Source organism: Blautia sp. DFI.3.45 (assembly GCF_020593505.1).
Classification (GTDB): Bacteria; Bacillota; Clostridia; order Lachnospirales; family Lachnospiraceae; genus Blautia_A; species Blautia_A wexlerae.
The window spans coordinates 31,115-49,916 of the sequence record NZ_JAJDMI010000015.1 but is presented as its reverse complement, the minus strand read 5'-3'; the positions used below and the strand labels follow the sequence as shown (position 1 = coordinate 49,916).

General features: G+C 39.2%; 17 protein-coding genes. 10 read left to right on the top strand and 7 right to left on the bottom strand.

Going from position 1 to position 18,802, the window contains the following annotated elements:
* Positions 1–2: 2 nt before the first annotated feature.
* The 7 genes from LJE09_RS07495 to dnaA form a co-directional block, all read right to left on the bottom strand.
* Positions 3–455: a DUF1002 domain-containing protein gene (locus LJE09_RS07495; protein ID WP_008707996.1), complete on the bottom strand. Its 453-nt coding sequence runs from the start codon at positions 453–455 to the stop codon at positions 3–5.
* Positions 456–847: 392 nt separating this feature from the next.
* Positions 848–1,720 carry a 16S rRNA (adenine(1518)-N(6)/adenine(1519)-N(6))-dimethyltransferase RsmA gene (gene rsmA, locus LJE09_RS07490; RefSeq protein ID WP_008707998.1) on the bottom strand — a complete coding sequence of 291 codons (873 nt, stop codon included), beginning with the start codon at positions 1,718–1,720 and terminating at the stop codon, positions 848–850.
* Between the two features lie 47 nt (positions 1,721–1,767).
* Positions 1,768–4,122, bottom strand: coding sequence for a hypothetical protein (locus LJE09_RS07485; RefSeq protein ID WP_255601790.1), 2,355 nt, complete (start codon positions 4,120–4,122; stop codon positions 1,768–1,770).
* Between the two features lie 73 nt (positions 4,123–4,195).
* Positions 4,196–5,281 (bottom strand): DNA replication/repair protein RecF, encoded by a 1,086-nt coding sequence (gene recF, locus LJE09_RS07480; RefSeq protein WP_008708000.1) that lies wholly within the window; start codon positions 5,279–5,281, stop codon positions 4,196–4,198.
* Positions 5,282–5,285: 4 nt separating this feature from the next.
* Positions 5,286–5,495, bottom strand: coding sequence for an RNA-binding S4 domain-containing protein (locus LJE09_RS07475; RefSeq protein WP_008708001.1), 210 nt, complete (start codon positions 5,493–5,495; stop codon positions 5,286–5,288).
* Between the two features lie 13 nt (positions 5,496–5,508).
* Complete coding sequence (gene dnaN / locus LJE09_RS07470; RefSeq protein ID WP_008708002.1) at positions 5,509–6,624, bottom strand: DNA polymerase III subunit beta; 1,116 nt, start codon at positions 6,622–6,624, stop codon at positions 5,509–5,511.
* Between the two features lie 278 nt (positions 6,625–6,902).
* Positions 6,903–8,258, bottom strand: coding sequence for a chromosomal replication initiator protein DnaA (gene dnaA, locus LJE09_RS07465; protein ID WP_008708003.1), 1,356 nt, complete (start codon positions 8,256–8,258; stop codon positions 6,903–6,905).
* A 622-nt stretch (positions 8,259–8,880) separates the two neighbouring features.
* Here dnaA and rpmH point away from each other — a divergent pair.
* The 10 genes from rpmH to LJE09_RS07415 all read left to right on the top strand — a co-directional run bounded on the left by rpmH (position 8,881) and on the right by LJE09_RS07415 (position 18,793).
* The gene (gene rpmH / locus LJE09_RS07460; protein ID WP_008708004.1) at positions 8,881–9,015 is read left to right on the top strand and encodes a 50S ribosomal protein L34; all 135 of its coding nucleotides are present in this window, start codon (positions 8,881–8,883) and stop codon (positions 9,013–9,015) included.
* A 63-nt stretch (positions 9,016–9,078) separates the two neighbouring features.
* Positions 9,079–9,450 carry a ribonuclease P protein component gene (gene rnpA, locus LJE09_RS07455; RefSeq protein ID WP_008708005.1) on the top strand — a complete coding sequence of 124 codons (372 nt, stop codon included), beginning with the start codon at positions 9,079–9,081 and terminating at the stop codon, positions 9,448–9,450.
* Positions 9,419–9,631 (top strand): membrane protein insertion efficiency factor YidD, encoded by a 213-nt coding sequence (gene yidD / locus LJE09_RS07450; RefSeq protein WP_008708006.1) that lies wholly within the window; start codon positions 9,419–9,421, stop codon positions 9,629–9,631. The genes rnpA and yidD overlap by 32 nt, the downstream gene beginning before the upstream one ends.
* A 75-nt stretch (positions 9,632–9,706) precedes the next feature.
* A complete protein-coding gene (locus LJE09_RS07445) occupies positions 9,707–11,008 on the top strand; it encodes a YidC/Oxa1 family membrane protein insertase (protein ID WP_334303160.1) in 1,302 nt (433 codons plus the stop codon).
* 20 nt (positions 11,009–11,028) lie between these two features.
* Positions 11,029–11,970, top strand: a complete 942-nt coding sequence (gene jag, locus LJE09_RS07440; RefSeq protein ID WP_118521695.1) for an RNA-binding cell elongation regulator Jag/EloR — start codon at positions 11,029–11,031, stop codon at positions 11,968–11,970.
* Positions 11,971–12,399: 429 nt separating this feature from the next.
* Positions 12,400–13,773 carry a tRNA uridine-5-carboxymethylaminomethyl(34) synthesis GTPase MnmE gene (gene mnmE / locus LJE09_RS07435; protein WP_020993344.1) on the top strand — a complete coding sequence of 458 codons (1,374 nt, stop codon included), beginning with the start codon at positions 12,400–12,402 and terminating at the stop codon, positions 13,771–13,773.
* A 70-nt stretch (positions 13,774–13,843) separates the two neighbouring features.
* Entirely contained in the window at positions 13,844–15,718 is a 1,875-nt protein-coding gene (gene mnmG, locus LJE09_RS07430; protein WP_020993345.1) for a tRNA uridine-5-carboxymethylaminomethyl(34) synthesis enzyme MnmG, read from the top strand.
* A gap of 179 nt (positions 15,719–15,897) precedes the next feature.
* The gene (gene rsmG, locus LJE09_RS07425; protein WP_020993346.1) at positions 15,898–16,620 is read left to right on the top strand and encodes a 16S rRNA (guanine(527)-N(7))-methyltransferase RsmG; all 723 of its coding nucleotides are present in this window, start codon (positions 15,898–15,900) and stop codon (positions 16,618–16,620) included.
* Positions 16,621–16,853: 233 nt separating this feature from the next.
* On the top strand, positions 16,854–17,927 hold the full coding sequence (locus tag LJE09_RS07420; protein ID WP_227311109.1) for an ABC transporter ATP-binding protein: 1,074 nt from the start codon (positions 16,854–16,856) through the stop codon (positions 17,925–17,927).
* A gap of 2 nt (positions 17,928–17,929) precedes the next feature.
* A complete protein-coding gene (locus LJE09_RS07415) occupies positions 17,930–18,793 on the top strand; it encodes an ABC transporter permease subunit (RefSeq protein WP_128866561.1) in 864 nt (287 codons plus the stop codon).
* Positions 18,794–18,802 lie beyond the last annotated feature (9 nt).

The window sequence follows — 18,802 nt, the reverse complement described above, 5'->3', positions numbered from 1 at the left end:
TTTTACTCAAAAAGACTCTTTGCAAAATCAGCCAGTTTATGCAGGATTCCTTTTACCTCTTCTTTACCAATCCCCATTTCTTCCAGTTTATCATATGCCTTCGTCACAGCACTTCTGAGCTGTTCCTCATCAATATCAGAATCCTTGATCTGTTTAACGATCTTTATGATTCTGTTCTCTTCTTCCTCCGAAAGGCTAACTCCTGCAGTACTCTCCGCAGTCTGGATCAGCGATCTGATCTGATCATCTGAAATATCCTGTTTTGCTGCCTCATTTTTCACATACATAATGATATCAACTACTTTGTCCGGATCTGATACAAGAGAATCAATCTCATTATCAGAAATAATCTCCTGTACAGATTCCGAAGTATCTGCTGCCATCGCCGGTACTGCCGGTGTCGTACATGTAATTGCTGCCGCAATAATAAGTATTCCTGCTTTTTTTATTCTCATGATTTAATTACCTCCATACTTTTGCCAGTCAATAATAAGTCTCTGTCTTTTCACTGTCAGCAGATTACAGACAATGAACAGGCATTTTCATTTACCGGCTCATTATATCAGAAATCTTATGCCTTCTGTAAAATAAATATCCCAATTTCTGTCTTCATAATTCCTTCGACATTTGTTCAAATTTTTTTCACATCTTAAACACGATTTTCTCATAATTGCAGGATATACTAAAGCCATAAAAATAATAAAGCCAACGTTATTTTTATAAAATTTCTTTTTCATATGTTGATTGCCGGAAGAGGCAATTAACTCTCCTTCCTTTTAAAAAATAAATTTGAACGTAATATAAAAAGCATCCGCTTAGCCACCGGATGCTTTTTATATTTATCTTTTTATGAAATTTCTGTAAATGCATTTGCCAGCTGTGCAAACTGTGCCAGTGTCAGTGCTTCTCCTCTGACACTCAGGGAAAGTCCACACATCCCCAACGCCTGCTCAATCTGTTCTTTAGAAAATGGTATCTCCTGTGAATTCTTCAGACCATTCACCAGTGTCTTCCTTCTCTGGTTAAAAGATGCTCTGATAATACGAAACATCAGCTTCTCATTCTTTACCTCAACCGGCGGTTTTTCATATCGTTCCAGTCTGATCACCGCACTTCCCACTTTAGGTCTTGGCATAAAACAGTTGGGCGGTACATTTGCCACGATCTTTGGTTTCGCATAATATTGCACAGCCAGTGAAAGCGCCCCGTAATCTTTTGTTCCGGGTCCTACCTGCATTCTGTCCGCAACTTCTTTCTGTACCATAATAGTAATAGAATCAACAGGAACCTGATTCTCAAACAATCCCATGATGATCGGGGTAGTAATGTAATATGGCAGATTGGCAACAACCTTGATCGGACGCCCCTGATTTTTTTCCAGTGCAAGCTGGCGGATGTCTACTTTGAGGATGTCGTTGTTGATGACTGTCACATTATCCCAATCTTTCAGAGTGTCGTCCAGAATAGGAAGCAGTGTTTTATCAATCTCAACTGCTGCCACTTCCCTTGCTGCTTCAGCCAGATACTGTGTCATGGTTCCGATTCCCGGTCCAATCTCCAATACAAAATCATCCTTTGTGATCTGTGCAGAATCTATAATCTTATCCAGAACATGAGTATCGATCAGAAAGTTCTGACCAAACCTTTTCTGGAATGCAAAATTATACTTCTGAAGCACTTCTATGGTATACTTTGGATCTCCTAGATACGGTCTGGGCATAATCTTTACTCCTTTTTCTTTATTACCTGTAACTGTACAAATACGCATTATTTAGTAAAATCTTTCTCGTACAGAACAATATATCCATCTCTGTCTATACGTTTCTTAGATACATTTCGTTTAAATTTACGGATTCCTCCCTGTGATTTTGCAATCGCAGCATCTATCAGTTCTTTTACTGCGCCAACATTCATAGGAGAATCCTCTTTCTGGTTAATTCCAATCAGATTATACAGCGCAAGCATTCCCATCTGATCAATAGCATAACCATTCTCTTTTGTATAAACCCTTGCAAAATTGACAAGTTCATCATTGGTAAACACAGGAATATTGATCATTGAAGTAAACTTCTTTGCGAATTTCGGATATCTGGCAATCAGTTTTCGCATACCAATCTTCTCATCTTCCACGATTACTGTAAGTCCGTCTGTATTAACTTCCATGGCTTTGTCAAGCATCTCTACTGTTTCCGGTGTCAGCTGATTTGCATTTTCGATCACAAGAAAGCCACCTGCCAGCTTTGAAAAAATCTTATAAATATTTTTTCCGTTGATCTGATCTGCAAAAACATATGCTACTTTTGACGCTTCCAGATTCAGTTCTTTACAGATTGCCGGAATCAGGCCTGAGATCAGTCTGGTCTTTCCGCATTCCTTACCGCCCATCACAATAATATTTCCAGTTTTAGAAGTCTTGTCTGCTGCAGCCATCTGTACATCATATAAAGTATCCACAAGCTGCTCTTTCATACCCGGAACCTTTACAAAATATGTAAATAACTGCTTCTCATCATCTGTAAGTTCTTTTTCTCTTGGTACGATATCCCTTGGATCTGCCCCATTTTCCGGCTGGATAGATTCTATAAAACGTTCCAGCTCCTCTTCTTCTGTCAGGGGTTGGGCTTCTTCCGTTCCCTCTGTATCATCTTCCGGATTCAGATCTGTATTCCCCATCGGTCCATGGAGAAATTCCTCTTCAGCTCTTCTAAGATCTTCTTCTGTAACCTCATCTTCTTCTTCAGCTTCTTCTATTTCCGGCTGCACCGGTATTTCCTTTTTCGGTTCTTCATCCGGCTTTGGATCAGCAACCTTTATATCTTGTATATCTCCGCTGAGGAAATCCGGTTCTTCCAGTTCCTCTGAAATATCATGGGCTTTTATTTCTTTATCATCAACATCAGTTTCTGAACTTTCTTCCTGTACTTCTTCTGTTTTTGACTCTTCTTCCTTCGGAATCTCAATTCCCTGCGCACTGGCAGCAGCAAGGATCGTATCCTCCAGATTCAACTCTTTCCCTTCCAGATCAAAAGAATCCATATTCAGTTTCGTCTCAGCAACTTCCTCAACTTTCGGCGGTTTGCTCAGTTCCATATTTTTCATGGATGCCGGAATATTTAATTCAGGCATCTTAATTGCAGCCATGGGTTCTGCCCCCGGTTTTTCAGGTTCTGCCTCCAATTCCGGAACATTTTCAGGTTCTTTCTGTGACGCATCACTCTTTATGATTTCTTCCGGAATCTCATCTTCCCTGGTGATACCGGCCTCGTTAACCATATCCATGGATTCTTCCGGAAACTCTTCTTTCTCTTCCTGAGTCTTACCTCCAAAGACATCCCTGATCCCCTTTGAAATCTTTTCCTGAATGCCTTCCATGCTGATCTGAACTTCCGGCTCATTGTTTTCTGTCGTTTCTTCCACTTCTTCAGCTTCAGGCTCTTCCTGCGCTTTTACTTCTGTTTCCGTTTTTTTCTTCTCCAGTTCTTTCGCCTGCTCTGGTGTAAGAAGTTTCGGAACAAACTGTTTCTCAAATTTTGCTTTCTCAGCACCTGTCAGCTCACCCATTCTCATTTTAAGATCATAGGCTTTCATAACATATTTGCCTTCACTGAACCAGAGAATGATTTCATTGCATAAATCCAGACATTTCTGTTTTTCTCCTGCTTTGTAATACAGGGCTGCCAGTTCATATGACCATTTCTCTGTAAATTCCTGTTCTTTATACTCTTCCAGGATTCTGATCTGCTCATTTAATGAAGAATTTTTTGCCCTTGCAATCTTGTACTGCAGAATATATTGTGTACTGTCATTCGAAGCCACCTGCTTATACTCTTCAAAAAATTCTTCTGCTTCATTGATATCATCCATTCGCAGAGAGATCTCAATCAGACGGTAAAGAATATTTTTTCCAATAGATGCCTTATGATATGCAAGAAGGAAAATCTCCTTACTGTCCTCATATCTTCCGTTTGCTGCATATATTTCACCGACAACACATAAGGTGCGGACATTTTTGACGCGTCTCCAGTCTATGCTGTCTACAATGTTCATGGCACCTTTATAATCTTTGTCCTGAACCAGCTTATTAATCTCTTCAAGTTTTATCCGAAATTCTTCTTTATCCAATGCATTCACCAACTTTCCATAATTACGCTCAGTGTATCATAAGCCCGTACCCTTGTCAAAAGATTGTTTCTTCTTACACAGGCTGTGATACCGTTCCCTGAACTACCTGAAATACCTTATTTATCTGAAACTGATGACTGATAAAATCATCCAGCCCTGTACATGTTATCAATGTCTGGATATCACTGATACTGTCCAGAAGATAATTCTGCCTGCTGCTGTCCAGCTCGGACAGAACATCATCCAAAAGCAGAACCGGTGTGTCTTTTATTTTTCTCTTTACTATATATATTTCTGATAATTTAAGTGAAAGTGCCGCTGTCCTCTGCTGTCCCTGAGAACCGTATTTCCTGATATCAATCCCATTTGCCATTACACACAGGTCATCTCTGTGTGGGCCTGCGGATGTCAGTCTCATCCTCATATCTCTTTCTCTGTTGGCACAAATGGTACTTTCCAGTTTCTCTGCTGTACAGTCCGGTTCATAAATAACGTTCAGTTCTTCCAATCCCCCTGTAAGATTACCATGTATTTTTCGAACCGTTTCATTTAGTTCTTTAATAAATTCACTGCGCTTGTCAATGATCTTCCGTCCATATTCAGCCATCTGTATATCCCAGATATCCAGTGTATCTTTAAGTGAAGGCTGAACACTGAGATCCTTCAGCAATTTATTTCTCTGATTTACAATATGGTTATATGAAGCCAGATCTGTAAGATATATTTTGTCTAACTGGCACAGTTCCAGATCAAGAAATCTCCTTCTCTCACCCGGACCATTTTTTATAATATTCAGATCCTCAGGAGAAAAAAACACCAGATTAACTACTCCGAAAAGCTCACTGGCCTTCCGGATAGGAAGACCATTGATCGCAACGCCTTTTGCTTTATTCTTTTTAAGATGCATATCAATCCTGTAGGAAAGCTCATCTCTTTTTACCATCATCCTGATATGAGATTCATCCTTTCCAAACTGAATCATATCCTTATCTCTGCTTCCTTTATGCGATTTTGTAGTTCCGCAAAGATAAAGTGCCTCCAGGATATTGGTCTTTCCCTGAGCGTTATTGCCGTAAAATATATTCGTCCCCTGTGCCAGATCGAGTTCCAGAGAATCATAATTTCTGAAATTTTTTAACTGAACAGATTCAATATACATTTATTCACCTGATCACTTTAATTTCTTTTCCATCATAAGAAACGATGTCACCTTCATAAACCTTTCGGCCACGACGGTCATCTACCTCTCCGTTTACTTTTACCAGTCCGTCAGTGATCACATATTTCGCTTCAACCCCGTCCTGAACCATATCTGCAAGTTTCAGTAACTGCCCCAGTTTTATAAATTCATCTCTGATTTTAATTTCTTCCATTTTCATTTACTCCCTATCTTGCCTGATTCTGGTTGATATTTACAGGCAGAATCAAATATGTGTAATTTTCCTCGTCATCCCTGATAAAACATGGTGCTTTTGGATTTACGAGGTAGATACTGATTGTTTCATCATCGATTACTTTGAGTGCATCGATCAGAAATCTTGGATTAAAGCCAATAAGGATATCTTTGCCCTCTTTATCAATATCAATATTTTCATTCATGGAACCCATTGCAGAATCAATACGTAATTCCATAGAATTATCTGTAATTTCAATAATGATCGGTTTCTTTTCTCCCTCTCTTACCAACAGAGTGGCTCTGTCGATACAGTCCAGAAATTCTTTTTTATTAATTTTAATTTTGGTTTCGTAATCGCTGGAAAGCATCTGATCAATACGGAAATATTCTCCATCGATTAATCTGGAAACAACAATAGTCTGGTCAAACTCAAATAAAATATGATTTTTTGAGAAATAAATATTTACAATATCATCAATTTCACCGGATAAAATCTTACTGATCTCATTAAGTGTTTTGCCAGGTACCACCACTTTGCGGTCAGCATAATCTTTTTTCAGTTCCATACGTCTGATCGCAATACGATGTCCATCGAGAGATACTATTTTCAGGTAGTTATTTTTGATTTCAAAAAGTTCACCGGTCATCAGCTTATTGGTTTCATTGGAGGCAATTGAGAAAATAGTCTGTCTAATCATCTCTTTTAATGTGAATTGAGAGATAGTAAGACTTTCTTCTTTCTCAATCAGTGGGAGATATGCAAAATCTTCTCCGGATTTACCAGGTATCGTGAATTTTGCTTTCTCACAGGTAATGGTGGCAGTAAGTTTCTCATCTGTTTTAATAGTTACCGTATTGTCTGGCAGTCGACGAATGATTTCATAGAAAATTTTTGCATCCAGCGCAATGATTCCTTTTTCTTCAATGATTCCATCAACAATTGTTTCTATACCGAGTTCCATATCATTAGTAGTAAATTTGATCTGGTTTGTAGTAGCATCAATCAGAATACATTCCAGAATTGGCATTGTTGTTTTAGAGGGAACTGCTTTCAGTGAGATGTTTACACTTTTGAGCAAGTTGATTTTCTGGCAAATGATTTTCATAATGTGTATAACTTCCTTTCTTGGGTGATGTGGTTTTTTATAGATAAATATATAAAAGGAATCCGTCGTCGCCGCCGTAGGGGATGTGAATATGTGAAAAACTCCATTGAAGGTTGATTTTTCAAGGAGTTCGGATATGGATAACTTCGTGTAAAGGTGTGCTTAAAGTATGTGTATAACTTGTGTATAACCGAAGCGCCCAAAAAGCGGCGAAAAGTTATACACACTTATACACATTCAATCAACATCTTATACACATGTTATACAGTCAGTTATCCTCATCCCTGTGGATTAATTTTTTTCTTTAAAGTTTCAATGGTGTTTTTAAGGTTTTCATCGTTGTTGATTTCTTTTTCAATTTTGTCGATGCCGTGCATAATGGTAGTATGATCACGATTTCCAAGACATTTTCCGATAGATTTCAGCGGAGTTGAGATGATTTCTCTGCATAAATACATGGCAATCTGGCGGGGGGTTACAATTTTGGAGTTACGCTTATTTCCACAGAGGTCATCCACTGTAACATCAAAATGTTCAGCAACCATGGAAATAATATAATCCGGCGTGATGACTTTCTTTTCATCAGGGGAAATAATATCCTTTAACGCCTGTTCGGCAAGTTCAAGTGTAACTTCCTTTTTTTCAAGTTTGGCAAAAGCCATCACCTTGTTAATCGCGCCTTCCAGTTCGCGGATATTGGATTTAATATTGTTTGCAATGTATTTGATTACTTCCTCGTTAATATCATATCCATCCATTTCTTCCTTCTTATGAAGAATTGCCATTCGGGTTTCGTAATCCGGCAGTGTGATATCTGCGATCAGGCCCCATTCAAATCGTGAACGGAAACGTTCTTCCAGGATTTCCATATCTTTTGGAGGTTTATCTGACGAAATAATAATCTGTTTTTTGGCACTGTGCAGGCTGTTAAAGGTATGGAAAAATTCTTCCTGTGTAGATTCCTTTCCTATAATAAACTGAATATCATCGACAAGAAGAACATCAATGTTTCTGTATTTTTCACGAAACTTGGTCATTGCCGAGTTATTTCCATTACGGATTGTTTCAATCAATTCGTTGGTAAACTCTTCACTGGTAACGTAAAGTACTTTGCTGTTTTCATCATGATCAATAATGAAATGAGCAATAGAATGCATCAGATGAGTTTTTCCCAGACCTGCACCGCCATAGATAAAGAGTGGATTGTAGGTATCACCCGGGGATTCGGCAACTGCAAGAGCTGCTGCCTGGGCAAATTTATTATTGCTTCCGACTACAAAGGTATCAAAAGTGTATTTTGGATTCAAATGAGCTTCCTCGCAGCGTGCGTCCTGAGACTGCGCTTTTGGAGAAACTTCTTCTTTTTTCGGAACATCTTCCGGCAATATGAAATTGATGTCACAGTTTTCCATTCCGGTAACTTCACTGATCGTTACCTGAAGTGGAAGTTTATATTTTTTACTTATATAATTGAGACCTACCTGCTCTGAAGGCACGATAATAGTGACAACATTGTCAACTACTTCGTAAACAGTAAGTGGTTTTAGCCAGGTATTAAAAGAAACGTCGGACAGATCATGTTCTGTCTTGACGATTTGCAGGATTTCGTCCCATTTTTCCACAACTTTGTTCATTTTCTGGTTCTCCCGGTTCGTATTACTTCTATATTAAATGTGTATTGATAATATTGAGTTTTCCACAAACTCTGACCGTATTCTTAAAAAAGACATAAATATCCTTATATATATTATAATAAAATGCCTGTTTTCGCAATGTATATTTGAGGGAAATGTGGAAAAAAGTTATCCCCACTTTTTATGTGGATTAGTGTGGATAACAGTGGAAAAGTCAATTCCGGTTACCATAATGTGACGTTATTCTTTTAAAAACGATAAAAAATGGGGATAATTTTATGCACAGTAAGAAAAGTAGAAATAAAAGCATTTTTTTGAAGATATGTGTAAAATAGACAGGAGAAAGTGGAAAGATATATAGGTATTCCACAAGTTATCCACAAGTTATCCACAAAATGTGGATAATATTACGTAAACCAATTATGTAATCCACAATGGCATAAAAAACCATTTAAATCTTTGTGTAAATAATACTTGACGAATCCACCCTTTATGAATATAATTGAAATGATGTTCTAATAAGTAAAGTTGGCGGGCAGGAGAGTTGTAGAATCCGGTGTCTGTCATACTTAAAAAGTTACAAAATTTAACATGGATAATAGATAAAGGAGGTGCTTTACCTATGAAAATGACATTTCAGCCAAAAAAGAGATCCAGAGCAAAAGTTCATGGTTTCAGAGCTCGTATGAGCACAAAGGGTGGTCGTAAAGTATTAGCTGCCAGAAGATTAAAAGGAAGAAAGCATTTATCAGCCTAAGAATAAGACCGCAATTATGTGGTCTTTTCTTCTCTTAAAAAAGAGATCAGGAAAGGGGATTCTATGCAAAGATCAGAGTCCTTAAAAAAAAATCAAGATTTTCAAAAAGTATACAGAAATGGAACATCAAAAGGTAATCGGTATCTGGTGATGTACGTACTGAAAAATCAGTACATGAAGAATCGTCTGGGAATATCAGTAAGTAAAAAAGTAGGGAATAGTGTGGTTCGCCACAGACTCACCAGATTGATAAGAGAGAGTTATCGGTTGAATGAAGCGGAATTTGAAAACAGTTTGGACATTGTAGTAGTTGCACGCCCACAGGCAAAGGACAGAACCTATCAAGAGATAGAGAGTGCGCTGATGCATCTGGCGGGAAAGCACTGCATAGCAGGTAAGAACAATGATAAAGAAGTTTCTGATCAGAATAATTAAACTCTATCAAAAGTATATATCACCGATGAAGAGAACAAAATGTCCTTATATTCCCACATGTTCTCAATATGGTTTAGAAGCAATCGAAAAATATGGTGCATTAAAGGGTGGTCTTCTTGCGGTATGGAGGATACTTCGCTGTAATCCTTTTTCCCACGGAGGCTATGACCCTGTACCGTAAAGACAGGAATGTACTTGAAAATTGAATATTGATCGATCGAAGGAACCTCCTGTCATTTATGGATTCTAGGAGGAAATGAACTTGGAAATGATTTTAGCGACAAAGAGCAGCACTCCTATCATTGGTCAGCTTGCGACCGTTATGGGATGGATCATGGATGGTATTTACAGATTGCTGAATATCTTTGGAATTCAGAATATCGGTCTTTGTATTATCATCTTCAGTATCCTTATTTATGCTCTTATGACCCCACTGCAGATTAAACAGCAGAAATTCTCTAAGCTGAGTGCGATCATGCAGCCGGAACTTCAGAAAATTCAAAAGAAGTACAAGGGAAAAAACAACGATACTGCTGCAATGCAGAAAATGCAGGAGGAAACACAGGCTGTATATCAGAAATACGGCGTATCTCCTACAGGAAGCTGTGTACAGCTTGCAATCCAGTTCCCTATTTTGATGGCCTTATATCAGGTAATTTATAAAATTCCGGCATATGTAGGAAGTGTAAGGGATATCCTTGCATCTGCAGTTACCAGTATTACAGGTGTAAACGGATATACAGATATCCTTCAGCAGTTTATCACAGATAATAAGATGACAAGAGTTCAGCTTATTATGGATGGAAGTAAAGCTACAAGTAATTCAGTCACAGACTTTTTGTATGCATTATCACCTTCCCAGTGGAAAACACTTGCTGAGACAAGCCAGTTTGCAGGATTTACTGATACGCTGAACAGCACTGCAAAAGAGATTTCACATGTGCAGAATTTCTTTGGTCTGAATATCGCTGATCAGCCACTGACTTATATTAAAGCAGCTTTTGTAGGTGGATCTGTTCTTCTTGCTATCGTTGCGATTCTTATCCCGATTCTTGCGTGGGCTACACAGACACTCAGCATAAAGCTGATGCCTCAGGCAGCACAGCAGGGTGGTGATTCACAGCAGGACGCAATGATGAATTCCATGAAGACAATGAATATGGTAATGCCGCTGATGTCAGCAGTATTCTGTTTCACATTCCCGGTAGGTCTTGGTATTTACTGGGTAGCAAGTGCAGCAGTAAGAAGTGTGCAGCAGTTTGTTATCAATAAAAAGATGGATAAGATCCAGATTGAAGACCTGATCAGTGAGAATATGAAGAAGATGGAAAAGAAGCGTGAGAAAGCGGGACTTCCACCTCAGAAGATTACAAATCAGGCCCATCAGAGCGCCAAGAATATCAATAAGATTGAAAAAGGCAGCAGCAATACAAATGTTGAGACAAGAGCCAAGAAGGTTGAAGAAGCTTACAAAGACGCTGCGAATGCAAAACCTGGCAGCATTACTGCAAAGGCCAATCTGGTAAAAGCATTTGATGAGCGTAATAAGAAGAAGTAGTCAGGAACGGAGGGGTTGGCATGGAGGATTATATCCAGTTTTCAGCGAAAACAAAGAGTGAAGCAATTACAAAAGCATGTATCGAGCTTGGCGTATCCAGTGACCAGCTTGAGATTCAGGTAATAAGTGAAGGCAGCAACGGATTTTTCGGAATCGGAAGCAAGCCTGCAGTAATTAAGGTTCGTAAGATTGAGCCGGTTTCTGAGGAAGAAGAAATGAAGGAGATCGTAGAGACAGTGAAACTTGATTCCTTCAAAGAGGAAGCCCCGGTTCAGGAAGAAAAGAAAACGGAAGCTATAAAACCGGTAAAGAAAGAAATCAAAGAGCCGAAAGCTGTTTCTGAGAAACCAAGACAGCCAAAACCTGTAAAGGAAAGGGCTGCAAAAGAAAAACAGCCGAGAGAATTCAGAGAGCCAAAAGAGAAACAAATCAGAGAAAAGACGGCTAAACCGGTAAAACCGGCAAAGCCTGTTGAGATCCTTACAGATCCGGAAGAGATTAAAGAAGTAGAAAACAGAGCAAAGGTATTCCTTCGTGATGTATTTGCGTCCATGAATCTTGGAGAAGTAGAGATTACATCTGAATATAACACAACGGACGGAAGTCTGGAAGTTGACTTTGAAGGCGAAGATATGGGAATCCTTATCGGCAAGAGAGGCCAGACTCTAGATTCTCTTCAGTATCTGACGAGTCTTGTGGTAAATAAAGGTAAATCAAATTACATTCGTGTAAAACTTGATACAGAAGATTACCGCAAGCGCCGTAAAGAAACTCTTGAGAACCTTGCAAGAGGTATTGCTTATAAAGTAAGAAAAACCCGCAAGCCGGTTATTCTTGAGCCAATGAATCCTTATGAGAGAAGAATTATCCATTCTGCTCTTCAGGGAAATAAATTCGTTGAGACAGTCAGTGAGGGTGAAGAGCCTTACCGTCATGTAGTGGTAAAATTAAAAAGAAATTAATATTATGACTGCTTCATTGCAGATATGAAAAAAGAATGTTATTCTAGGTGAAAGCGTGAATAACACGTAACTTTGCGTGTGCACTTTTACCTGGAGTAACATTTTTATTTTACGGAAAGTCTTGTATATATACCAGAGAGATTACACACTTGCAGAAAAAAATGTTACTGTTCATTCCGTTCACAGTAACGTGGCCAAAATTCATTCCAGATTGCCTGCGGCAATGGAATTTTGGCTTTGTATGTCTCGGGATTTTGGCATATTCATGCCAAAACACCTCGCGGGATAGTGGTGTGTGAAAAGTAACGAAAAAATAACAGTAGTCAGTGTGATTTTCCTGTTATGTATATAAGATGACAGAATTATTGTAACAGTCTACTGTTCCGCAGGGGCGGAACTATTATAGAACAGGCAAGTGAGGAGAAAAAAATGGAAACAACAATCGCAGCAATTTCCACAGCCATGAGTGCGTCCGGAATCGGAATCATCCGTATCAGCGGCGAGAATGCCATGGATGTGATTTCCCGTATCTACAGATCAAAAGGCGGGAAGAAAAAAATAAAAGAAGTTCCGACTCATACCATTCATTATGGATATATTTATGATGGAGAGGAACTGATTGATGAGGTTCTGGTAATGATCATGCATGCACCGAGGACTTTTACAGGAGAAGATACAGTAGAAATAGACTGTCATGGTGGTGTATATGCTATGCAGAGGGTTTTGGATACAGTGCTGAAAAATGGTGCCGAAATTGCAGAACCAGGAGAATTTACCAAACGTGCCTTCCTGAACGGACGGATGGATCTATCCCAGGCAGAGGCTGTTATGGATGTTATACAGGCGAAAAATGAATATGCGCTTCGCAGTTCCATGGATCAGTTAAGAGGTTCTGTGCAGAAAGCAATCCGAGATATCAGAGAAAAGCTGATTTATCACATTGCATATATAGAATCGGCACTGGATGATCCGGAACATATCAGTCTGGATGGATATCCCCAGGAACTTCTGGAAGTTGTGGATAATGAACAGAAAGAAGTGAAGCGCCTGTTGAAAACTTCTTCTGACGGAAAGATGATCCAGGAGGGAATCCAGACAGTTATCCTCGGAAAACCAAATGCCGGAAAATCCTCACTGTTAAATCTTCTGATCGGAGAAAACCGGGCTATTGTGACAGATATTGCAGGAACGACCAGAGACATTCTGGAGGAATATATCACACTTCATGGAATATCTCTGAAGATTATTGATACAGCCGGAATCCGGGAAACAAAGGATATTGTGGAAAAAATAGGGGTAGACAGAGCCAGAGAAATGGCACAGAAAGCAGATCTGATTCTTTACGTAGTGGATTCTTCTGTTCCGCTTGACGAAAATGATGAAGAAATCATGGAAATGCTTACTGGAAAAAAGGCGATTATCCTGTATAATAAAACTGATCTTCAGCCGGAAATCCAGCCGGAAATCCTGAAAGAAAAAACAGGACATCCTGTAATTCCGATTTCTGCAAAAGAAGAAAAAGGCATTACAGAACTGGAAGAACAGATTAAAGATATGTTTTTTGGAGGAGAGATTTCCTTTAATGATGAGGTATATATTACAAATGCCCGTCATAAAGCAGCATTGGAAGAGGCTGACAGAAGCCTTGATCTGGTCAGAAACAGTATCGAAATGGGAATGCCGGAAGATTTCTTTTCTATAGATCTTATGAATGCATATGAAAATCTGGGTAAAATCCTCGGAGAGTCTGTTGGTGAAGATCTGGTAAATGAGATATTCAGCAAGTTTTGCATGGGTAAATAGAAATCAAAAAATCGCCTTCGGCGATTTTTGAAAGAATAGAATGAGCAGTTGTAAAATAAAAGGAGACAAAATGAGAACGTTAGTAGAAGATTATGATATTGTTGTAGTCGGTGCCGGTCATGCCGGATGTGAAGCAGCACTTGCGGGCGCGCGCCTGGGCCTGAATACAGTGATGTTTACTGTAAGTGTAGACAGTATCGCATTAATGCCATGTAACCCGAACGTAGGTGGCAGTTCCAAAGGCCATCTGGTAAGAGAGCTTGATGCCCTGGGCGGTGAAATGGGAAAAAATATTGACAAGACCTTTATCCAGTCCAAAATGCTTAACTGTTCCAAAGGACCTGCAGTGCACTCCTTACGTGCGCAGGCTGACAAACAGGCATACAGCAATGAAATGAGAAAAACGCTTGAAAATACACCTAATCTGACTATTAAACAGGGAGAAGTAACAAAACTTCTGGTCGAGGACGGAAAGATTACAGGGGTAAAAACATATTCCGGTGCAACTTATAACTGTAAAGCAGTGGTCCTCTGTACAGGAACTTATTTAAAAGCAAGATGTATTTACGGTGATGTAAGTAATTATACAGGACCAAACGGACTGCAGGCAGCCAACTACCTGACTGATTCTCTGAAAGAGCTGGGAATTGAAATGTTCCGTTTTAAAACAGGAACACCTGCCCGTATTGCCGGAAATACAATTGACTACAGTAAAATGGAGGAACAGTTTGGAGATGAGAGAGTTGTACCATTTTCATTCTCAACTAATCCGGAAGATGTTCAGATAGAGCAGAAATCCTGCTGGCTGACATATACAAATGAGAAAACTCATGAGATCATTCGTGCAAACCTTGACCGTTCTCCATTGTATTCCGGTATGATCGAAGGAACCGGTCCGCGTTATTGCCCGTCAATTGAAGATAAAGTAGTCCGTTTTGCAGATAAGAATCGTCATCAGGTATTTATTGAGCCGGAAGGTCTCTATACAAATGAGATGTATATTGGTGGAATGTCCAGCTCTCTGCCGGAAGATGTGCAGGAAGAAATGTATCATTCCGTACCGGGACTGGAACATGCAAAAATCGTAAAAAATGCATATGCCATCGAATATGACTGTATTAATCCACGTCAGTTATATCCTACACTGGAATTTAAGAAAATCAAAGGACTGTTCAGCGGCGGTCAGTTTAACGGAAGCTCAGGGTATGAAGAAGCAGCGGCGCAGGGACTGATCGCAGGAATTAATGCTGCTCTGGAAGTTAAAGGTCAGGAACAGCTGATTCTTGACCGTTCTGAGGCTTATATTGGTGTTCTTATTGATGATCTGGTAACAAAAGAAAACCATGAGCCATACAGAATGATGACCAGCAGAGCGGAGTACAGATTACTTCTCCGACAGGACAATGCGGATCTGAGACTTCGTAAAAAGGGATATCAGGCAGGGCTCATCAGTGAAGAGGATTATCAGAAAATCCTTACGAAAGAAGAACAGATAAAAACAGAGATCAGCAGAGTAGAACATACAAATATCGGAGCAAACAAAGAGGTTCAGACCCTTCTGGAAAGCTATAACAGCACACCGCTGAAATCCGGAACCACTCTGGCAGAACTGATCCGCCGTCCGGAACTTTCTTATGAAGCAATCAAACCACTTGATAAAGAACGTCCGGAGCTGCCATGGGATGTACAGGAACAGGTTGACATTAACATCAAGTATGATGGATATATCCGCAGACAGTTAAAACAGGTAGAACAGTTTAAGAAACTGGAAGCAAAGAAAATCCCGACAGATCTTGATTATGAGAAAGTTGGAAGCCTGAGAATCGAAGCACGTCAGAAACTGGAAGCATACAGACCGATTTCAATCGGACAGGCTTCCCGAATTTCAGGAGTTTCTCCTGCTGATATATCAGTTTTACTGGTGTATCTTTCCAGTACGAAATAATTAATATAATACGCTTTAATGTGCTTATAAAAACAAGAAATTGGCAAAAAATATTAAAATAGTACATAAAAGAGTAAAATAACGGACTATAAATAACAGATAAAATCATAAAAGCACATAAAACAACCCTGTAAAATATACAAAAATAATAAATAAAGGTAGAAAAAGGAGAATAATACATGCCGTATAATCTGACGACATTGGAAAATGGATGCAGAGAACTGGGTATAGAGCTGAGCCAGAAGCAGAAAAATCAGTTTATCCAGTTTTATGAATTTCTGGTAGAAAAAAATAAGGTTATGAATCTGACAGGTATTACTGAGTTTGAGGAAGTACTTACAAAGCACTTTCTTGACAGTCTTGCCTGTGTAAAAGCCATTGATATGACAAAAGTAAAAACAATTATGGACATCGGTACAGGTGCCGGATTTCCAGGTGTGCCTTTGAAAATTGCTTTTCCACATCTGGAGGCATGTCTGCTGGATTCTCTGAAAAAGAGGGTAAACTTCCTTGAGGAAAGTTTTGAGCTTCTTGGATTAGAAGGGATTAAGGCGATTCATGGAAGAGCAGAAGAGTATGCAAAAAATAAAGAGTATCGTGAGAAATATGATCTCTGTGTATCCAGGGCAGTATCAAACCTTGCAACTCTGTCAGAATATTGTCTTCCTTATGTAAAGACAGGAGGAACTTTCATTTCCTATAAATCAGGAACTGTACAGGAAGAGGCAGAAGAAGCAGAGAAAGCAATCAATATCCTCGGTGGTCAGGTGAAAGACATCACATACTTTAAATTGCCGGACTCCGAGATTGACCGATCCCTTGTCATTATAAATAAGAAAAAATCTACACCTGGAAAGTATCCGCGTAAAGCAGGAACACCATTAAAAGAACCATTGTCATAATAAATCTATGTATAGTTGTCTCATGAAATCTTCTGGCAAAAAATGCCGAGATTTCGGGACAGCTATTTTTTTCAAACAAACATCACAGAATAATCACACTTTTATCCTAATTTCATCACAACTTCATCATAAACTATTTTTATAGAGATGTCCTCGGGTTCCCCCATTCTCTGTTTCACCTGGGGACATTTTCTATATTTTATTTTGGCAAAAATTAAGAGGAGGAGAACACATTGATTGAAGTAAACAATCTGGTCAAACGATATGGTAACCATACGGCAGTTGACCACCTTTCCTTTAAAATAGAGAAAGGCAAAATCTATGGATTTCTGGGACCAAACGGTGCAGGAAAATCCACTACAATGAATATGATAACCGGATACATCGCATCCACCGAAGGAACCGTCAAAATTGACGGACACGATATCCTCGAAGAACCGGAAGCGGCAAAGAAATGTATCGGTTATCTGCCTGAACAGCCGCCGGTCTATTTTGATATGACTGTCCTGGAATACATGAAATTTGTGGCAGATCTCAAGAAAATCCCAAAAGATAAAAAAGCAAACATGATCGAAGAAGTCATGGATATGGTAAAGATTTCAGACATGAGAAACCGTCTGATAAAGAACCTGTCAAAAGGTTACAGACAGAGAGTTGGTCTTGCTGAGGCGATTATGGGGTATCCGGAGGTGATCATCCTGGATGAGCCGACAGTAGGTCTTGACCCTAAACAGATTATTGAAATCCGAACCTTAATTAAAGAATTAAAAAAGAAACATACCGTTATTCTCAGCTCGCATATACTTTCTGAAGTAAGCGCGGTATGCGATTACGTGCTGATCATTTCTCATGGAAAACTGGTAGCAAGCGATACTCCTGAGAATCTTGGAAAACTTGCAGAGGGATCCAATACTCTGGAGATGCTTATTAAAGGTGAAAAAACACAGATCAGGCAGGCTCTCGAGGGAATCGAGGGAGTCAACAGCGTAACAATGGAAAAAGATGAGAAACAGAATCTCTGGAGTGTGAAAGTTTCAACAGAGGAGCAGAATGACATTCGGGAAAAAGTATTCTACAAAATGTCGGAGATTAACAGCCCAATCTATGAGATGAAGTCCAGGAAAGTATCACTGGAGGAAATCTTCCTTGAACTTACTGCATCCGATAAACCAATATCTGCAGACGAAGTCCCAAATACACCTGAAGATAAAGATATTGATGCCCGTAAATCAAACGAGACAAACGTAAAACAGACATCAGCAGAAATACCGGAAGAACAGAATAATGATAAAGGGGGAGAGAAATAACCATGACAGCTATATATAAAAGAGAGCTGAAAAGTTACCTGACATCCATGGTAGGATATTTATTTATCTTTTTCATTCTTGTACTGACAGGTATTTATTTTTCAGCATATCAGCTTTCAGCAGCATATCCGAAATTTGAATACACCTTAAGTGCAATTACCTTTGCATTCCTGATCGGAGTACCGATTTTGACTATGCGTGTACTTGCAGAGGAAAGAAAACAGAAAACAGATCAGCTGCTTCTGACAGCACCGGTTTCTGTGAGCGGTATTGTAATAGGTAAATATCTTGCACTGGTAACTGTATTTGCTGTTCCGATGGCAGTTATGTGTACTTATCCGCTGATTATGTCCAAGTTTGGCACAGTAGAGTTTGCATCTGCATATACAGCAGTCCTGGGATTCTTTCTCCTGGGATGTGCAAATATTGCAATCGGTGTATTTATGTCAGCATTAACTGAGAGCCAGGTAATTGCAGCAGTACTCACATTTGTTTTCTTATTTGCATTTTACATGATGAATGGTATTTCTTCCTTCTTCTCTCAGACATCTATGTCGACATGCGTGACATTTGGGTTATTGATCCTGGCAGCAGCCATCATTATCTATACCATGATCAAGAATATTCTGATCTCAGCAGTGATCGGTGTGATCGGAGAAGTGGCACTGATTATTATTTATGTAGTAAAATCCAGTATTTTTGAGGGCGGTATTCAGAAAGTCCTGGATGTGTTTAATCTGAGCGGACACTTTGATAATTTTACAAGTAACATCTTTGATATAAAAGGAATTGTATATTTTCTTTCTGTGATCGCAGTATGCCTGTTCCTTACAACACAGTCTATTTTGAAGAGACGCTGGAATTAGTGGGGAGGT

Coding starts and splice junctions, on each gene's coding strand:
- LJE09_RS07495 (WP_008707996.1), bottom strand. CDS start 455: ATGAGAATAAAAAAAGCAGGAATACTTATTATTGCGGCAGCAATTACA.
- rsmA (WP_008707998.1), bottom strand. CDS start 1,720: ATGCCCAGACCGTATCTAGGAGATCCAAAGTATACCATAGAAGTGCTT.
- recF (WP_008708000.1), bottom strand. CDS start 5,281: ATGTATATTGAATCTGTTCAGTTAAAAAATTTCAGAAATTATGATTCT.
- LJE09_RS07475 (WP_008708001.1), bottom strand. CDS start 5,495: ATGGAAGAAATTAAAATCAGAGATGAATTTATAAAACTGGGGCAGTTA.
- dnaN (WP_008708002.1), bottom strand. CDS start 6,624: ATGAAAATCATTTGCCAGAAAATCAACTTGCTCAAAAGTGTAAACATC.
- dnaA (WP_008708003.1), bottom strand. CDS start 8,258: ATGAACAAAGTTGTGGAAAAATGGGACGAAATCCTGCAAATCGTCAAG.
- rpmH (WP_008708004.1), top strand. CDS start 8,881: ATGAAAATGACATTTCAGCCAAAAAAGAGATCCAGAGCAAAAGTTCAT.
- rnpA (WP_008708005.1), top strand. CDS start 9,079: ATGCAAAGATCAGAGTCCTTAAAAAAAAATCAAGATTTTCAAAAAGTA.
- yidD (WP_008708006.1), top strand. CDS start 9,419: ATGATAAAGAAGTTTCTGATCAGAATAATTAAACTCTATCAAAAGTAT.
- LJE09_RS07445 (WP_334303160.1), top strand. CDS start 9,707: ATGAACTTGGAAATGATTTTAGCGACAAAGAGCAGCACTCCTATCATT.
- jag (WP_118521695.1), top strand. CDS start 11,029: ATGGAGGATTATATCCAGTTTTCAGCGAAAACAAAGAGTGAAGCAATT.
- mnmE (WP_020993344.1), top strand. CDS start 12,400: ATGGAAACAACAATCGCAGCAATTTCCACAGCCATGAGTGCGTCCGGA.
- mnmG (WP_020993345.1), top strand. CDS start 13,844: ATGAGAACGTTAGTAGAAGATTATGATATTGTTGTAGTCGGTGCCGGT.
- rsmG (WP_020993346.1), top strand. CDS start 15,898: ATGCCGTATAATCTGACGACATTGGAAAATGGATGCAGAGAACTGGGT.
- LJE09_RS07415 (WP_128866561.1), top strand. CDS start 17,930: ATGACAGCTATATATAAAAGAGAGCTGAAAAGTTACCTGACATCCATG.